This window comes from Acinetobacter sp. YH12219, assembly GCF_013417875.1.
Classification (GTDB): Bacteria; Pseudomonadota; Gammaproteobacteria; order Pseudomonadales; family Moraxellaceae; genus Acinetobacter; species Acinetobacter amyesii.
In genome coordinates this window covers 1-17854 of record NZ_VPDC01000013.1, presented here as the reverse complement: position 1 = coordinate 17854, position 17854 = coordinate 1, and the positions used below count along the sequence as shown (strand labels likewise).

Here is a 17854-nt window from a genome sequence, read left to right as displayed (position 1 = left end):
ATTATACAGCCTGCTTTAAGCAGGCTTTTTTAAGACACGATTTGGATGGTACTTGCACTTGCTCCGACAGGATTGACCTGAATTTGCACAGGAATTCGTTCGTGCATTTCTTGAATATGCGAGATCAATACTACTTTACGGCCTTGGTTTTGCAACTGATCTAGAGCATTCATCACCATGTGTAGACTTGAGGCATCTAGCGTGCCAAATCCTTCGTCAATAAATAGGCTTTCGATTTTCGTTGTTCCTGATGCCATGCTTGCAATGGCTAAGGATAAAGCGAGTGCTGTTAAGAACGACTCACCACCTGAAAGCGAAGAGACAGAGCGAGTTTCGCCATCCATGTCATGATCGATAATGGCTAGACTTAAGGAATTTTCAAGGCGCTTTAAGGTATAGCGCTGTGAAAGTATCGCCAATTGCTGGTTAGCATACTCGATTAAAATATCAAGGTTATATTGCTGCGCCAAATCACGGAACTTCTTGCCCGTTGCATCGCCCATTAAGCTCGAAATTTTATTCCAACGATGTTCTTCAGATTGGATCTGTTGAATCTGATCGGCAAATTGTTTTTGTTTGCTGAGGTTAGAAAAATGAACATCTAACTTACTTTTAAGTTGATCTCTAAGTTTTTGCTGTTCTGCAAGGGCTTTAAGATTTAGTGCAATGACACGCTCGATTTGTAAAATTTGTATTTCAGGCTGTGTTTTTAAATGCTGTTTCAACGTTTCTTGAATAGCCTGAATACCTGCTTGAGCATCTGAATAGGCACGTTCTGCATTTAAAACACGCTGTTTAAGCTGCTGTTCTTGTTCATATGAAATTGCACTAAGTTGTGCTAACAGCGTTTCACTAAATTCTGAATTTTGGCTCATCCATTGTTGAAGCGTATTTTCAACATGCCTCATTTGAGTGACTAATTGTGTTTGCTGGGTGAGGTATTCTTTTAAGCGACTTTGACTGGTTTCAAAGGCTTGACGTACTTGATCGAATGTTTGACGAGCCTGATTGAATCTCGTCTGTAACAGTTGTCTGTTTTGGTCAAAATCATTTAACCAATCATGTGGTTTTTCAACTTGTGTTTGGGTCATCTCAAAAATAGTTTGAATCGCAATATCACTATTTTTTTTGCCCTCAATTGTTAAATTTTCAATTAGATTTTGAGCCGTTTGAATTTTTTCCTGACTAAATTTAATTTGTTGCTGATAGTGCTCAAGCTGTTGTGAAGTTTGATTATATTGAGTATTTAACTCGTGGCGTTGCTTTAAGTAATTTTGACGTTGTTGTAGTGTGTGATAAATCTGTTCAGCCGCGCTTAAAGTCGACTGTTCCCATAATTTTTTTTCTACGTCATTCAACACAATGAGAATATGCTGAATATTGATTTCAGCTTGTTGCACACTGGATAAGTGCTGTGTGGTTTGTTGAATTGAAGTTATGAGTGCATGACTTTGTTTTTGAGCATTTTCATGTGAAATTAAGGCATCTTCAGTTTGTTTTTGCGCTTGTTGTGATTCATTGATTCTTGTCTGAATCAGTTGCGCCAAGGCTTCATGCTGATGTGAAAAATCAAAAGAAATATTTAGAATATTTAATTGTTGTTGAAGCGCATTTTTTGCCTGATCTAGTTGTATTTTTAAGGTCGCTAGCTGTTGCGCATTGGCATCCATTAACGCGGTTTGCTGAGTGGAGGTGGTTTGTAATTTTTGCCAAGCTTCGAAAGCCACTTTTTCCAATGCAAGTGCTTGTTGTTCTTGTTGCGTTTGTAGTTTCAGTAATTCATCAGAAAAAGCTTCTTTTTCTGAATAAGGATGATGGGTACTTCCACAGACTAAACACGCTTCGCCATCGACCAAATCTGCACGCAATTTTTCAATATTTTCCGTATTCAGTAAGCGCTGTTGTTGCAACATGTGTTGCAGTTTTTCACGCTCATTTTTCTGCGTTTGATAGGTAAGTTCGGCCGTTTTTAGCTGCGTATGACTTTGTTTAATTTGCTGAGCTAGTGTACGTTTCACCGTCATGAGATTGTTGTTTTCAGCATCAATATTTTGGAAGCTTTGCCATTGTTGCTGAACAACATTGAGCTGATTTAATTTTTGTAAAAGCTGGTCACGTTCGTAACGTAGTGATGAAATTTTCTGATTGAGCGCATCTTCTTGCCCAAATGTTTGCGTTAATTTTTCAAGTTGTTTTTGTTGTGTCTGTAATTGTGTATTGGCTTGTTGCACATTGCCATAATTTTTTTCAAATTGTGCATAACTTTGAATAAATCGTTGAGTCTGTGTGATATGCGCTGAAAGTGCATCATCGAGTGAGGCAAAGTGATTTGAACTTTCTAGCTGTGCCGTGTGTTGAGCAATATTGGTTTGCAGTTGCTCAAGCTGTTCCTTCATCTGTTTTTCATTGTTGATATGCGGAACAAGTTGGTTTTCAATCTCTTTAAAATCACCTTGCGCTTTGCGTAATTGATCTACCAATACAAGACGTTCAGCAATCCGGTCACGCACCAGTTTAATTTTGTCTTGATGTTGAATCTCAAATTGATGCTGTTGTTTTTGTTCTGTATCTATTTTTTCAAAGATGGTTTTTTCAGCATTGAATTGTTGTTCAATCTCTGAAAAATGCTGTTGTGCATGTGTCAATTGCGGCTGTAATTGTGCAATTTCAAGCTTGATATTTTTTTGTTGAATTACACTTGGGCGTATAGATGAAAAGCGTTCAAGTTGTTGCAGTTGTAGCTTTTCAGGCGCAAGTGCATCAAGTTGTTGTTGCTGATTTTGTAGTTGTTGCTGACGTGCTTGCACATCAGTTTCGTATTTTTGCTTTTGTTCATACCACTGTTGATTTTTTTCGAACGCTGATTTTTCTATTTCCAGCTTTTTATATTCTGTAGAAACCGTATTGAATTGATTCGTGGTTGTTATTAGATCTTCATCAGACAATATTTCAATATGTCCTAAAACATTTTCCAGCTCTTTACGCTGATTGGCAATTTGTTTAGTTTTTTCAAAGGCCAATTGACCAATTTTTCCGAAAATACTGGAATTGGTCAGATATTCCAATAGCTCGCCACGTTCATTATCACGCGCTTTTAAAAAAGCGGTCACTTCTGACTGAGCCAGTAAAACAGCACGAGTAAATTGCTCAAAACTGAGTTGAGTAATGCGTAAAATTTGGCTCTCAACCGCTTTAGTTTTATCTGCAACGACACTGCCATCCGTTAAGCATTTCAGTGAACGCTGTACGCTTTGCAATTTGCCATTTGGGTTTTCACGGGCACGTTTAATTTCCCAACGCGCTGAATAGACTTTTTGGTCTTGGGCAACAAAGCTGAGCTCGGCAAAGCCTTGACCTGTGCCACGGCGTAATACGGTTTGCGGTGAGTTGGTTGGCAACTCTGAACCATCGATATCGATCAGTTTACCATCGCTGTCTTTTAAACGTGGCACACGATTAAACAGCGCCAAACACATGGCATCTAAAATGGTTGATTTACCTGCACCAGTTTTGCCAATAATTGCTACTAAGCCTGCACTGGCTAAAGGCTCAGATTCAAAATCAATAAAATGTTCACCCGCTAAAGATGCCAAGTTTTTAATACGTATAGATAAAATTTTCATGGCAATTCCTTAAGCGTTCACATCATCTTCAAGTGATTTTTGTGCTTCATCGACCAAACTTAAAAAATCTTTCATTACGGTGTCATCAGCACCATAGCCTTGTTTTTCCCAAAGGTTTTGGAATAATTTTTCAGGCGTAGGTGGATCAAGGTTGATTGCGGCTTGTTGCTGATTATTTTGATCTGAGTTTAAATAACGGCGGCTGATGCGCACCAACCGATAACGGTTCGGCGCTAAAGCCTCTTCAAACTGCTGTCTTAAATTAGGTGCAGGCGGGGTGTCGGTATGGTATTCAATTTCGACATATTCACGCTGATCAATATCTTCAATTTCACCGCTCGCCAAAGCAGATAATTGTGCCAAAACTTCTGGAATTGTGCCTTTGATGCGATGCAATTGCACACTGCGCGGAATTGCTAAGGACCCCATTTGAAAGCGTGATTCATCTGTTTGAGTTGGATCAATACTGATCTCAAGCACTTGGTGCTTATAATTAATTTCACTAAATGACAGGGGAATCGGTGAGCCGCTATAACGGATATGGGTCTGTGCGACTTTTTGCGGTTTATGCAAATGCCCAAGTGCGACATAGTCAATTACATCATCAAATAGGGCAGTCGAAAGCGCTTCTTCATTGCCAATAATAATCGGGCGCTCTGAGTCCGACGTTTCACCGCCTTGCATGTGGGCATGTGACATTAAAATTAAGGCTTGATCTGAAGTTTTACGTGCTTTGGCTTCCGCAATTAATTGCTGATGCACATAGGTAATAGCGTTTTGGCTATTGGTGGTTTGATCATTGAATCCGGTGATCTCGGCAGCCCGTAAAAAAGGTAAGGTTAGACACCATGCCACAATATTTTTGTGTTCATCATAAATAGGCACGAGTAATCGGTCTAAATCGAGCTGACCTTCAGTATTTTTATGGACCACGCCAACAGCTTTGGCATGGTATTTTTCTAATAATGGCTCAACTTGTTCAATACGGTAACCTGAGTCATGATTGCCTGCGATCATCAGGGTTTGCATGTGCGGGGCACGCACATGCGCATCGGCTAAAAATTGATAGAGCTGTTTTTGCGCTTTGGAAGCTGGGTTGATGACATCAAAAATATCGCCAGCTATCAGCAGGGCATGCGGCTGCTTTTGTTCTATTTGTTCGAGTAACCAATGAAGAAACTGTTCGTGTTCGTAGTCACGTGAGTGGTTATAGAAGAATTGTCCTAAATGCCAATCAGAAGTATGAAAAAAACGAACAGTCATGCAAGCCCCCAAAAATCAAAAAAATTGATTGGGGTCTAAAGTATCACAGATGTTCACATTTTCGAGGGTGATTAATCATTCATACGTCAAACTAAGTCGTTCTCGACAGTTACAAGGTCATCAATCTAAGCTGTTACTGTGCATTTGGATCGACTTGTACGAGGCCAAAGGTATTGTGGTCTGGGTCTAAGAAATAGCCTTGCCAACATTGACCAGGAATCGCAAATTTTTCCATGGCAATTTGACCACCCTGCGCCAAAATTTTCTCAGCGATATGGTCGAAATCTTCAACTTCAAAACTACAGGTAAATGCATTGGTGCCGCAGTGCGTTGGTGGAGTCTGAGCAGGGCGCTCTAAGAGGCCACCATGAATGCCTTGAGTTTCAATACGGAAGTATTGAATCGGTAGCCCTTCAACTGGGATAAATGACCAACCGAAAACCGCAGAATAAAAGGCCACTTCACGCTTTGGATCGGAGCTTTGAATTTCAAAATAGCAGAGCTGGTTCATTGTTATTACTCTTTGTTTGATGGATTGCACATTTCAAATAGCAGAGATTTGAAATTAGGCTAAAAAATACCAAGAACTAGGAATATAAAATGTTGTTCTAATCCTGTATATAGATCAATTGTTGTACAGCAGGTGTATTACCTGCATTTGGGGTAGCAGGAGATGCAACATGCCAAATAATCCTTTTGATGAAGAAAAACTTGCAAATAGTATGGTGTATAAGACTTTATTAGAGTCTACATTAGCCATTCCTTGGTGTATTGATTGGGACAGTAAAACATTCAGCTATATTGGACCGCAAATTGAAAAGTTGCTCGGTTGGAAGCAAAATACTTGGCGCACCGTTCAGGACTGGGCATCACGTATGCATGAGGAAGACCGTGATTTTGTGCTGAATTATTGTGTTTCGCAGTCGATGGCTGGTATAGATCATGAGGCAGATTATCGCGCACTTAAAGAGGATGGTTCATATCTTTGGATACGTGATGTTGTGCATGTCGTGCGTAAACCAAATGGTGATGTAGATTGCCTCGTAGGATTTATGTTTGATATTTCCGAACGTAAAAAACAAGAAGAACAGTTACAAAAATTGCAACGTCAGCTCGAAGAATATTCATATAAAGATGGCTTAACCGGTATTGCCAATCGACGTTTGTTTGATGACTTTTATCAACGCGAATGGTTGAACGCGATACGCACACAAAAGCCACTGAGTTTAATTCTGATCGATTTGGATTATTTTAAACAATACAACGACTTGAATGGTCATGTGATTGGGGATACATGTCTGCGTCAAATTGCGAAAAGTTTGGAATCTTGTTGTACACGACCTCGTGATTTAGTCGCGCGTTTTGGTGGTGAGGAATTTGCTTGGATTTTACCAGAAACCAATGAGGCAGCAGCAGCAGTGATGGCCGATAGAATTATGGAGGCCGTGCGTGCTGCACGATTACCGCATAAAGCTTCAGCGGTGTCTGAACTCGTCACACTCAGCATGGGGGTAAAAACCATTATTCCATCAGATCTAGATAATCGAATGCAATTTTTGGATCAGGTCGATAAAAACCTCTATGTAGCGAAAAGACAGGGGCGTAATCGCTATTGTGCTGCATAACATGGCTTTGCTGTTGTGACTTATTTTAAAGTTGCAGCAAGTTTTTAGTCAGTCGATATTTTATCGGCTGATTTTTTTGGGTGTAGAATATAAAAATTAAATGCTGAATACATAAGGCACAAAATAAAAGACCGACGATTCGAGTGATGATGAAATCGTCGGTCAAAAAATCGATTTCAAATTTAAGTGATGGCTGCTGTTTATACTTAAATTCAAAATGAAACTTATTGCTTTTAAAAAGGTCACCGAAACATTGTGGATGCCGTCCAAATCATCGGTTGCTACAGACCTTGTACCCTATATAACGTAGCTGATTACAGATTGGTTGACATGAAAATGAAAAAAAATGCATTTTTTTTTATACTAGGTGTCAACTTCTTCTTGGGTTAGGGTCATGGTGTCTTTAACACGTTATTTTTTCTTGTTTTTTTTCATTTGTTTAATCATGACCTGTATTTGCGGTGTGATCGCAGCATTATTGCCACAGGGTGTGGGTGGTATTTTAACGGTCGTACCCTATCTGATTGCCATGATCGTGGTGTTATTTCGGTTTTTAAATAAAAATCAGAGAGCACCGACACAGGCAGAACGTAAAAAATTTACCCTAGGTTTTAGCCTGATTTTTTGGTTATATAATTTTGGTTTTGTACTTTTGGGTATCGCAATTTTTTCAAGAAAAGATCCTGAAATTTGGCAAAATTTAATGCTCTATGTTCAACATCCTCAGTTTATGAGTTTAATGGTGATCATGTTATTACTGATGGCTATCCCTTTGTATTTAATCACCTATTGGTTTTATGGTCCGCAAGCACAGCGGATGGCTTCTCAAAAGTTTGGCGCATAAAGCTTGATCATCTGGTGATCTTGTTCTATAGATAACAGTATTATTTCATATAGATAAGAACAAATTATGCATCAGCCCACAGTACTGCTGACGGGTGGCAGCGGTTTTATTGGCACACATCTCATCAAGGCACTTTTAGCTGCGGATTATAAAGTGATTGGGCTCAGTCGTAAGGCTGGGCGTATTTCTAAATCACCACATTTAACTTGGGTACAGCAGCTCGATCAAATTCCTCATGACAGAATTGATTATGTGATTAATCTTGCAGGTGAAAGTATCGGCAAAGGTCGCTGGACAGAGACGCGTAAACAGCAATTATTAGAAAGTCGGGTCAAAACCACAGAAGCGCTGTATCAATATTTACGTAAACGTAAAATTTTTCCGAAATGCATTATTTCAGGTTCGGCTGTTGGCTATTATGGTATTGATATTGAAGAACAATGGACAAAAGTGTGCGATGAAAATGCTGCACCACAAGCCATTTTTATGTCAGAGCTATGCCAAAGTTGGGAGCAAGTCACACGCCAATTTCCTGAACAAAATACCATTATCACACGACTAGGTGTGGTCTTGGCTGAAGGTGGCGGAATCTTACCGCAAATGCTGCGACCGATTCAGCTCAATTTGGTCAACAAAATAGGTTCCGGTCGGCAGCCTTTTGTGTGGATACATATACAAGATGTGATCCGAAGTATGCTGTTTTTAATGAAACAAGCAGAGAAAAAACATGCATTGCTTGAACCCACGCCAATCGATCCGCATATTTTTAATTTAGTTGCGCCTGAAAAATCGACACAGGCTCAATTTGCGCAGATTGCAGCACGTCAATTAGCCAAAAAGCCGTGGCTCAATGTGCCTGCAATTGTTTTTAAAATTTTATTGGGTGAGCAATCGCAATTAATTTTAAATGGTCAATTGGTTCAGCCAGTTGCTTTATTACAGCAAGGCTTTGAGTTTAAATTTCCGACGTTAAAAGAAGCCTTACAGGATTTATTGGCTTAGTTGAAATTGGCCTATTGACCATTAGTCGACGCTTAATAACGCATCTTGAAACAGGCGAGTTGGACTATAGTTGTCTGCATTGAATGAAGGTGTTTCCCCAGTCATCAGTTCAGCCAATAACTGAGCTGAAGCTGGTCCCATGCATAAACCATTTCTAAAATGCCCAAAATTTGCCCATAGATTGTCGTAATTTGGCATCTGCCCAATATACGGAATCCCTTCAGGGGAAGATGGACGCAGGCCAGCCCAAGACTTCACAATCGGAAAGTTGGCAAGCTCTGGTACCATGTCAAAGCAGGATTCTTGAATATGCCGCAAGGTTGCATCTGTGGTCTGAGTATCAAAGCCACATTGGCGCATACTTGAGCCGCAAACCACATGACCGTCTTGGCGTGGAATTAAGTACATAACTTTATTCATGCACATGGTCGGCAACCAGTTCTGCGGAGTTTTAAAGAGAAGCATTTGTCCCTGCACGGGTTGTACGGGTATCTCAATGTCTAGTTGTTCACTCCATGCGGCTGACCAAGCGCCCGTGGCAATAACGAATTGATCTGCTGTATGTTGCGTACCATCTGCGGTGGTGATGGACTGGATACGATTGTCCGAACGGTTTAATTGGCGGATCGGGCAATGTTCATAAATCTGAACTTTGGGATGCTGCTGTAAATAAGCCGTTAATGACTGCAAAAGTCGTGGATTACGGATGTTGGCTAATTGCGAAAAATAAATTCCATGTGCAAAGCGTGCTGAAATGTGAGGATTAATCTGCTCAATTTGATCGGATTGTAAATAATCAGCGTGTTGCATTGGGTCTTGGTGCAAACGGGCATAATCTAAGCCAATTTCAAAATCATCTTCATCAAAAATCAACATGCCAGTTTCATGAATTTCAAAATCAATCCCAGTCATAGGTTTTAATTTTTCATTCCATTTTTGGTAGCTCTGCTTGCCATAACGTGCGAGCGCATTGACTTCATTGGGATATCGCCAAGGATACATCGGGGAGAGGATGCCACCACCAGCCCATGATGCGGCAGAGCCTGTGCGTTGTTGGTCGAAAATCGTCACCGTACAACCGCGTTCAACCAGTTCTAATGCGCTGAGTAAACCACTAATACCCGCCCCAATAATGGCAATATTCATGTTCTTTTAACCGATGAATGTATGAGTTTGATCTTAACTTCAGCAACGCCGAAGTTTTTCTTCCAAGACTGTTTTTTAAATTTTACAGATATAAAAAAAGCCTTCCTGAACGTTACCATTTCAGGAAGGCTTTGCAGGTTATTTCATGTCTTTCAACATGAGTGCTGCATCTTCAGCAAAGTAAGTCCAGATCCCATCTGCACCTGCACGGCGGCAGCTCATAAGCGATTCGATAATCACGTTTTCAGACAGCCAACCATTTTGAATGGCACCTGCCAACATGGCGTATTCGCCACTCACTTGATAGACAAATGTTGGAACACCGAAATTATCTTTGACTTCACGGACGATATCTAAATACGGCATACCCGGTTTTACAATCACCATGTCGGCGCCTTCTTGGATATCCAGTGCGATTTCATGTAAAGCTTCTGCACGGTTACCGATGTCCATTTGATAGTTATATTTATTGCCACCTTTGAGGTTGCTTGAAGAACCTACCGCATCACGGAATGGCCCGTAAAAGCTAGACGCATATTTTGCAGAATAAGCCATGATGTTGGTATAGATATGGCCATTGGCTTCAAGGGCTTGGCGAATTGCACCGATACGACCATCCATCATGTCACTAGGTGCAACCACATCTGCACCCGCTTCGGCATGGCTGAGCGCTTGTTTAATTAAGCATTCAACGGTTTCATCATTCAGTACATAGCCGGTATCATCAATGATACCGTCTTGACCATGTGTGGTGTATGGGTCGAGCGCACCATCAGTGATGAGAACCATTTCTGGTAGTTCTTTTTTTAATAAGCGGATGGTGCTTTGGACTAAGCCATCTTCATGCCAAGCTGCTTCAGCCGTTAAGCTTTTATCTTCCTGTGGTGTAACTGGGAACAAAGCTAATTTTGAAACACCCAATTCGAGTAAACGTTCTGCCTTTCTTAGTAACAAGTCAGCAGATAGACGCTGTACGTTTGGCATGCTTGGAATGTCTTGAGTTTGTTGCTGGCCTGGCAACACAAATACTGGATAAATGAGATGATCAGTCGTCAGTTGAGTTTCACGCACCATGGCACGAAGCTGGTCATTTTTACGAATGCGACGCATGCGGGTAGCAGGAAAAGCTGGACGATTGAACGTATAGGTCATAACAATCTCATTGATCAGTATTAAACTTTGACTATTGTAGACGCATAATGAGGGTTTGGCGCACCCCGTATTATTTTTTTATTCAATGACAGCGATTCGAGTAGGCTATGACAGATGTAAATAAGAGTTGGACCGGTAATATTGACCTAAACTCGAAGATTGAAATCGATACTTTATTAAATAACATTGCTCAAGCATTTAACAGCTCCCCATTTTTTGTACACAATGCCATGAAAATGACGGTGATTGATGGTCAGATCGAAGCACGTGTGGATATGGCCAGTAATTTAATTGGAAATGTCGCATTCCAAATTTTACATGGTGGTGTTGCGGCAACTTTACTCGACAGTATCGGTGGTATCTCTGCAATGGCAGAATTGTATAAAAAGGCCACAGCTGAAGATCTAGCAGAAACGAGTAAAAAGGTATCTCGCTTAGCGACCGTCGATATGCGTGTGGATTATTTGGCGCCAGGACGTGGACAGTATTTCGTTGCACGAGCTGAAACCTTACGTTTAGGCCGTAAGGGTTGCACTATGCGTATGACCATGGTTAATGATGAAGGTAAAGCGATTGCAACGGCGATTGCATCGTATGCTTATTAAGCCATTTTTAAGTTAACACATTCAAAATGATGAAAAAATAAAGTCCAGTATTGGCAGCAGGGCATGATTTTATCCTGTTGCCGACGAAAAAAAGACTGACGAGTTACATTTTCTATTCTCAGGATATGATTTTTTAGCTTTAAAATGCCGGAAAATTGAAGAAGATAGACTTTCTCACGACACCATTATCTGACAGCAAAGTTGACATGCTTTGCAAAGCTCATGATGCCATGACCAAGTCTGCTAGATTTAGGACAAATCTATGACAGATACCGTTAGTAACCTGCCAGAAACCCCATCTACAAAGCAGCCCACCGATCAGGAATTAAAAGCACGCAGAAAAAAAGGCCTTGGTATAGTGGCTGTATTGATCGTGATTGCTTTGGTGATGTATTTGATTTGGTCAATATTTCTAAATCATTCCGTCAGTACCGATAATGCCTATGTCGGTGCAGAAACAGCGTCGATTACCTCGATGGTCACGGGGCAAGTGGCAGAGGTTTTGGTGAGTGATACGCAGCAAGTGAAAAAAGGCGATGTGCTTGTTCGCATTGATGCTCGTGATGCTGAAATTGCCTTAGCTCAGGCACAGGCTGAATTACTTAAAGCAAAACGCCAATACAAACAAACTGCGGCGAATAGTAGTTCTTTAAACTCACAAATCTTTGTCAGTGATGATGCAATTCATAGTGCAAGCGCACAAGTCGCCAAGGCACAAGCCGATCTGAATAAAGCTCAAGATGAATTACAACGTCGTCAACAATTGGCTGCTTCAGGTGCGATTTCTAAAGAAGAATTAAGCACAGCGCAGAGTGCTGTGAATACCGCTAAAGCCAGTTTTGATGTGGCACAAGCAGGACTTGCTCAAGCCAAATCTAGTCAAAAAGCGGCACAAAGTAATAAAGCTGCAAATGATGCATTAATTCAAGACAGCAATGAAAATTCAACCCCAGATGTTTTAATTGCACAAGCACGTCTACAACAAGCTCAGTTGGACTTAGAACGTACACAAATTAAAGCACCCTTTGATGGTGTAGTGACACGTCGCAATATTCAAGTTGGGCAACGCATTGCACCGGGAACGTCATTAATGATGGTGGTGCCTGTCTCTCAGTTATATGTCGATGCCAACTTTAAAGAAAGTCAATTGGCAGGGGTGCAAGCGGGTCAAAAAGTTGAACTGACGTCTGATCTGTATGGTGACAAAGTTAAATTTAATGGCACAGTGACCGGTTTTTCTGGTGGCACAGGCTCAGCATTTGCCTTGATTCCGGCACAAAATGCCACAGGAAACTGGATTAAAGTGGTTCAGCGTTTACCTGTGAGGATTCGTTTGGATCCAAAAGAGTTGGCAGAACACCCACTCCGTGTGGGGCTGTCTATGGAAGCGACGATTGATCTGAAATCGAAGTAATTGCCTATGAATCAGCAAATGCAAATGACTGACCTAAAAGGTGGTCGTCTGATTCTCGCTGCCTTGGTCTTGGCGTTGGCGAACTTTATGGTTGTGCTCGACATGACCATTGCCAATGTATCAGTGCCGCATATCACCGGTAGTCTTGCAGTGTCGGCATCCCAAGGGACATGGGTCATTACCTCCTATGCCGTAGCCGAGGCGATTTGCGTGCCATTAACGGGTTGGCTCGCTGGGCGCTTTGGTTCTGTACGGGTTTTTGTGATTAGCCTGTTTGGCTTTACCGTATTTTCGATACTGTGTGGTTTATCGACCAGTTTGGAAATGTTGGTGTTTTGCCGAATTGGGCAAGGCTTGTTTGGTGGCCCGATTATGCCATTGAGCCAAACGTTGTTAATGCGCATTTTCCCTCCTGAAAAGCAATCCCAAGCCATGGGGATGTGGGCAATGACCACTGTTGTTGGCCCCATTTTAGGTCCAATTTTGGGTGGTACGATCAGTGATAATTTATCTTGGCATTGGATTTTCTTTATCAATATTCCTGTCGGGATCGGTTGTGCAATCGCAGCGATGCGCTTACTGAAAACGGCTGAAACTCCAACACAGAAATTGAAAATTGACCGCGGTGGTTTACTGCTGTTGGTGTTGTGGATCGGTGCCTTGCAATTGATGTTGGACTTGGGTCATGAACGAGATTGGTTTAATCATCCATTTATCGTGGTACTGGCACTGACGGCATTTGTCGGGTTGATCGTTTTTACGATTTGGGAGCTGACTGAGCGGCATCCAGTGGTGAATATACTGCTGTTTAAGTACCGAAGCTTTACCATTTCGGTCTTGGCTTTGGCCTTTGGTTTTGGTGCCTTTTTTGGCAGTATTGTCCTGATTCCGCAGTGGTTACAGATCAACTTGGGCTATACCGCAACGTGGGCAGGTTATCTCACGGCAACGATGGGCGTCGGTAGTCTGACCATGTCGCCAATTGTTGCGAAGCTTGCAACCAAGTACGATCAACGTGCTTTAGCGAGTTTTGGTTTAAGTATCTTGGGCGGTGTAACTCTTATGCGCGCCTTTTGGACCACGGATGCAGACTTTATGGCTTTGGCTTTACCGCAAATATTACAAGGTTTTGCCGTTCCATTTTTCTTTATTCCTTTGTCCAATATGGCCTTGGCATCGGTACTGCCACAAGACATGGCATCTGCAGCAGGATTGATGAACTTCTTAAGAACCATGGCTGGGGCTATTGGCGCATCGATTGCTGTTACCATTTGGGATGATCAAACCAAAGTCGCACGCAGTGAAATGGTCAGTAATTTACATGCTACTGAGGTACAAAATACCTTGGTGAATCATGGAATGAGTTCAGAAGCTGCTTTGGGATATATCTCCAGTTTGGTGGATAAAGAAGCCTTAACGCTTTCAGCCAATCATGTGTTTTTAGTACTGGCGGGTATATTTATATTCGCTGCATTGATCATTTGGCTCTGTCCACGACCTAAAGCAGGTGTGGGTGGTGGTCATGCACACTAAATAACATCAAGCATAAAAAAACCGCTCATTCGAGCGGTTTTTTATTGCATACGGCGTTGATTGAAAAAAATCAAAGATCCGAGCGCGCCCGTTTGAGTGCAGATTGCCACTGAGCCAAATGAAATTCACGTTGATCAGCATTCATTTTTGGTTCAAAAGCACGTTCTAATTGCCATGATGCAGCAATTTCATCAAGATTTGAAAACACACCCGCTTTGAGTCCGGCCATTGCGGCAGCGCCCCATGCAGTTGATTCTAAAAGTTTAGGACGCAGTACAGGCACATTTAAAATATCGGCCTGAAATTGCATCAGCATATCATTGCTACTGGCACCGCCATCGACACTGAGTTCTTTAAGTGGACTAGACAGGTCTGACTGCATGGCGGTCAATACATCCGACACTTGAAAGGCAATGGCCTCTAGAGCGGCACGTGCAATGTGGGATTTATTGGTACCACGTGACATTCCACAGAGGAGGGCGCGGGCATCACTATCCCAATGCGGAGCACCTAGCCCAGTAAAGGCTGGAACCAAAACTACGCCATCGGTATGTTCCACTTGGCACGCGAGTTTTTCAACATCACTGCTTTTTTGAATAATCCCTAAACCGTCTCTTAGCCATTGCACAATGGCACCCGCCATAAAGACACTGCCTTCGAGTGCATAATGGGTTTGGTTTTGTGCTTTCCACGCCAATGTCGAGAGTAGTTTATTTTGACTATATTGAACTTCAGTGCCGGTATTAAACAACATGAAACAGCCTGTACCGTAGGTATTTTTGGCTGTACCGGCTTCAAAACAAGATTGACCAAATAGCGCAGATTGTTGATCACCTAAAATGCCGGTAATGGGAATGTTTGCGCCAAGTAAACCTGTAGCGGTATCTGCAATATATTCATCTGAACTGATGATTTTAGGAAGGACCGAAAGGGGAATATCAAATAATTCTAAGAGTTCTTCATCCCAAGCTTGTTGCTGCAAGTTCATTAGCATGGTTCGTGAGGCATTGCTTGCTTCAATCACATGCTCTGCACCTTGTGTCAGGTTCCACACCAACCAACTGTCAATCGTGCCGAAAGCCACATGACCTTGCTCTGCGAGTTCACGTAGACCTTGGGTGTGTTCTAATAACCAGACCAATTTCCCAGCACTAAAATAGGGGTCGATACGTAAACCGGTCTTTTTGTGAATGAGGTCATTGAGGTTTTGTTGAGTTAGTTGCCCACACCACTCGGTTGCACGGCGGTCTTGCCAGACAATTGCAGGAGCGAGCGGTTGACCTGTGCGTTTATCCCAAACCACAGTGGTTTCACGCTGATTGGTCAGGCCAATGGCTTTAATGTCTTTGGCGAGGATACGGGCAGAAGCGAGCGCTTGCTGTACGACGGCAATTTGGGTACTCCAAATTTCCTGAGCATCTTGCTCCACCCAACCCGAATGTGGGGTTTGAATATGGGTTTCCCGTTGAGCTGTAGCTTGAACTTGTCCATGTTCGTTAAAAATGATCGCACGACTTGAAGTCGTTCCTTGATCGAGTGCCAATAAATAGCTCATATATTTTTCTTTTGCGGTCTTGAAAAATAAAATATTAACGCAATTATGTAATTAAGCGCAGATCAATGTGTAATTGTTTCGAAATTGCATCGCAATTTTTTGCAGTTATGCTATGATGACGCTACTTTGGGGATGTTTCTGGCTTCGACGCTGGTGATGAAACTCATAGATGCATGTCGAGAGCGCATTTTCTCTCGTAAATCAAATTTGCATATTTTAGTCGCAAACGACGAAACTTACGCTCTAGCTGCCTAAGGGCAGCTTGTCCGCATCCCTGAATACTTGTGGTTAGGGGTCCCGACTGAAGCGAACGCACACAAGTCCGTATAAGATCAAGCCTTGGGGTCTTATACTAAATCTTAAAGGATCGCGATTTGTACCCTGTTCGTCGGGTCACAAAGAGCTAAATCAATAGACGATATCTAAGCATGTAGTATTCTCGAGCGTAGTGCTGGCGGACGCGGGTTCAACTCCCGCCATCTCCACCAAAATTCAATTCAGAGATGTTCGACTGAATGTAAAAAAGCCCTTAAATTCAATGTTTAAGGGCTTTTTTATTGGCTGTATTGTCCGATCCTGTCCTAAGCTGTGTGACCCAATTTTTGCCTTCTGCGGGTAATAATTGGGAAAATTTACCCAATTATTTTTAGTCTAGATAAAGGGTGAATACAGATGAAACTCACAGATACAGAATGCAGAAAAGCGCAACCACAAGATAAAAGATATCGTCTTTCGGATGAGAATGGGCTGTCGCTTCTGGTGATGCCGGCAGGGCAAAAATATTGGAATGTACGCTATACCGTTCATGGTGAGCGCAAGTCAGAGTCACTGGGTCCATATCCTGATATGAGCTTAAAGAAAGCAAGAGAGCTTGCCCTTGACCTGAAATACAAGCATTCTAAGTCAGTCTTATACGAAGACATCAAGCCATTTTTTAAAGAGGTGGCAGAAGATTGGTTTGATAATCAAAGAGAGACTTGGTCATCTAAACATATTAGTAATGTACGAGCTTCTTTGGACGAGCTTTACTGTACACTTGCAAATAAACGAATCAATCAGATTCAAGCACCTGAGATCTTGCAGGTTATTAAAAAAATTGAAGCTAGAGGTTCTACTGAAGTAGCTAAACGTACGCTATCTCGATGCGGTATGGTGATGAAATATGCCATAGCCCACGGCTACCGATATGACAATCCAGCCAGTGATTTGGTTTATGCGCTTAAGAATAAAAAAGTGAAGAATTTAGCGTCATTACCTGAAAGTGAAATGCCTGAATTTCTTAGAAGGATTAAAGCCTATCCAGCAGATGCTCAGACTCACCATGCAATCATTCTTGTTATGTTGACTGGCGTTCGAGTAAGTGAGTTGTTGCAAGCACGTTGGGAAGAATTTGATCTTGAAGAACGTAAGTGGGATATCCCTGCTGAGCGTATGAAGAACGGTTTACCCCATCGTGTACCTTTAACAGATATGATGATTGATGAGCTTCAGGCGCTACGTTTGACACACAACCAAGATCTATTATTCCCACACAGATTAAATAATAAAGAACCTATGCGTAGTGAATCAATTTTAGCTGTCATTAAGCGTTCTGGTTATACAGGTCGAATGACAACTCATGGGTTTAGATCTTTGTTTAGTACTGTGCTAAATGAATCAAATTTGTTTAATTCGGATGCAATTGAACGTCAGCTTGCCCATGTGCCACAGAACCGCATTCGTTCTGCATATAACCGAGCACAGTATTGGGATGAGCGTGTAAAGATTATGGAGTGGTATAGTGAAGTAGTTAATAAATGGACTACCGGTGGGTGTAATTAAACGTAATTGGTGTGATTCTATAAGTGCAAGACTTTATAGTGCTAGTTTTTGCCTAGTTTACAGGTTTCTGATTTTATTCTTGGTAATTTGGGGTATTAAAGATTTTCGATAATATTTGTTTTATCTAATCTATTAATACCCTTTAATAGATCTCTTTCATAAATCAAAAAACGATCTTCTTTTTGGTTAATATTTGCACTCCGGATTTCTTAGCATTCGTGCATAATCTGCGGATGAAATACATCGATTCAAACAAGCTTTCTGATCCTCA

General features: G+C 41.7%; 13 protein-coding genes and 1 other RNA gene. 8 read left to right on the top strand and 6 right to left on the bottom strand.

Going from position 1 to position 17854, the window contains the following annotated elements:
• Positions 1–29 precede the first annotated feature (29 nt).
• From FTV04_RS09600 to FTV04_RS09590, 3 genes are all read right to left on the bottom strand, one after another.
• Complete coding sequence (locus FTV04_RS09600) at positions 30–3623, bottom strand: AAA family ATPase (RefSeq protein WP_180089333.1); 3594 nt, start codon at positions 3621–3623, stop codon at positions 30–32.
• A 9-nt stretch (positions 3624–3632) separates the two neighbouring features.
• On the bottom strand, positions 3633–4886 hold the full coding sequence (locus tag FTV04_RS09595) for an exonuclease SbcCD subunit D C-terminal domain-containing protein (protein ID WP_168379059.1): 1254 nt from the start codon (positions 4884–4886) through the stop codon (positions 3633–3635).
• A 133-nt stretch (positions 4887–5019) separates the two neighbouring features.
• On the bottom strand, positions 5020–5397 hold the full coding sequence (locus FTV04_RS09590) for a VOC family protein (RefSeq protein WP_180008234.1): 378 nt from the start codon (positions 5395–5397) through the stop codon (positions 5020–5022).
• A 169-nt stretch (positions 5398–5566) separates the two neighbouring features.
• Here FTV04_RS09590 and FTV04_RS09585 point away from each other — a divergent pair, with 169 nt between their 5' ends.
• From FTV04_RS09585 to FTV04_RS09575, 3 genes are all read left to right on the top strand, one after another.
• Complete coding sequence (locus FTV04_RS09585) at positions 5567–6511, top strand: GGDEF domain-containing protein (protein ID WP_180004261.1); 945 nt, start codon at positions 5567–5569, stop codon at positions 6509–6511.
• 394 nt (positions 6512–6905) lie between these two features.
• Positions 6906–7355: an ABZJ_00895 family protein gene (locus FTV04_RS09580; RefSeq protein ID WP_168379056.1), complete on the top strand. Its 450-nt coding sequence runs from the start codon at positions 6906–6908 to the stop codon at positions 7353–7355.
• Positions 7356–7421: 66 nt separating this feature from the next.
• Entirely contained in the window at positions 7422–8357 is a 936-nt protein-coding gene (locus FTV04_RS09575) for a TIGR01777 family oxidoreductase (protein WP_180089332.1), read from the top strand.
• Positions 8358–8378: 21 nt separating this feature from the next.
• Here FTV04_RS09575 and thiO read toward each other — a convergent pair whose 3' ends face one another.
• Together thiO and hemB are read right to left on the bottom strand one after the other, a co-directional pair.
• A complete protein-coding gene (thiO, locus tag FTV04_RS09570; RefSeq protein ID WP_180089331.1) occupies positions 8379–9503 on the bottom strand; it encodes a glycine oxidase ThiO in 1125 nt (374 codons plus the stop codon).
• Between the two features lie 138 nt (positions 9504–9641).
• A complete protein-coding gene (gene hemB, locus FTV04_RS09565; protein WP_111885258.1) occupies positions 9642–10655 on the bottom strand; it encodes a porphobilinogen synthase in 1014 nt (337 codons plus the stop codon).
• Positions 10656–10762: 107 nt separating this feature from the next.
• On the opposite strand from hemB, the gene FTV04_RS09560 reads away from it, so the two are divergent.
• From FTV04_RS09560 to FTV04_RS09550, 3 genes are all read left to right on the top strand, one after another.
• Positions 10763–11260 (top strand): thioesterase family protein, encoded by a 498-nt coding sequence (locus FTV04_RS09560; RefSeq protein WP_180004269.1) that lies wholly within the window; start codon positions 10763–10765, stop codon positions 11258–11260.
• 262 nt (positions 11261–11522) lie between these two features.
• Positions 11523–12674 carry an efflux RND transporter periplasmic adaptor subunit gene (locus tag FTV04_RS09555; RefSeq protein WP_180089330.1) on the top strand — a complete coding sequence of 384 codons (1152 nt, stop codon included), beginning with the start codon at positions 11523–11525 and terminating at the stop codon, positions 12672–12674.
• Positions 12675–12680: 6 nt separating this feature from the next.
• Positions 12681–14207: a DHA2 family efflux MFS transporter permease subunit gene (locus FTV04_RS09550; RefSeq protein WP_180089329.1), complete on the top strand. Its 1527-nt coding sequence runs from the start codon at positions 12681–12683 to the stop codon at positions 14205–14207.
• Positions 14208–14277: 70 nt separating this feature from the next.
• Here the strand turns inward: FTV04_RS09550 and glpK are convergent, their stop codons facing one another.
• Positions 14278–15762, bottom strand: coding sequence for a glycerol kinase GlpK (gene glpK, locus FTV04_RS09545; RefSeq protein ID WP_180089328.1), 1485 nt, complete (start codon positions 15760–15762; stop codon positions 14278–14280).
• 128 nt (positions 15763–15890) lie between these two features.
• Here glpK and ssrA point away from each other — a divergent pair.
• Positions 15891–16250, top strand: a transfer-messenger RNA (tmRNA) gene (gene ssrA / locus FTV04_RS09540).
• Between the two features lie 184 nt (positions 16251–16434).
• On the top strand, positions 16435–17583 hold the full coding sequence (locus FTV04_RS09535) for a tyrosine-type recombinase/integrase (protein WP_180089327.1): 1149 nt from the start codon (positions 16435–16437) through the stop codon (positions 17581–17583).
• The last annotated feature ends 271 nt before the right edge of the window (positions 17584–17854 follow it).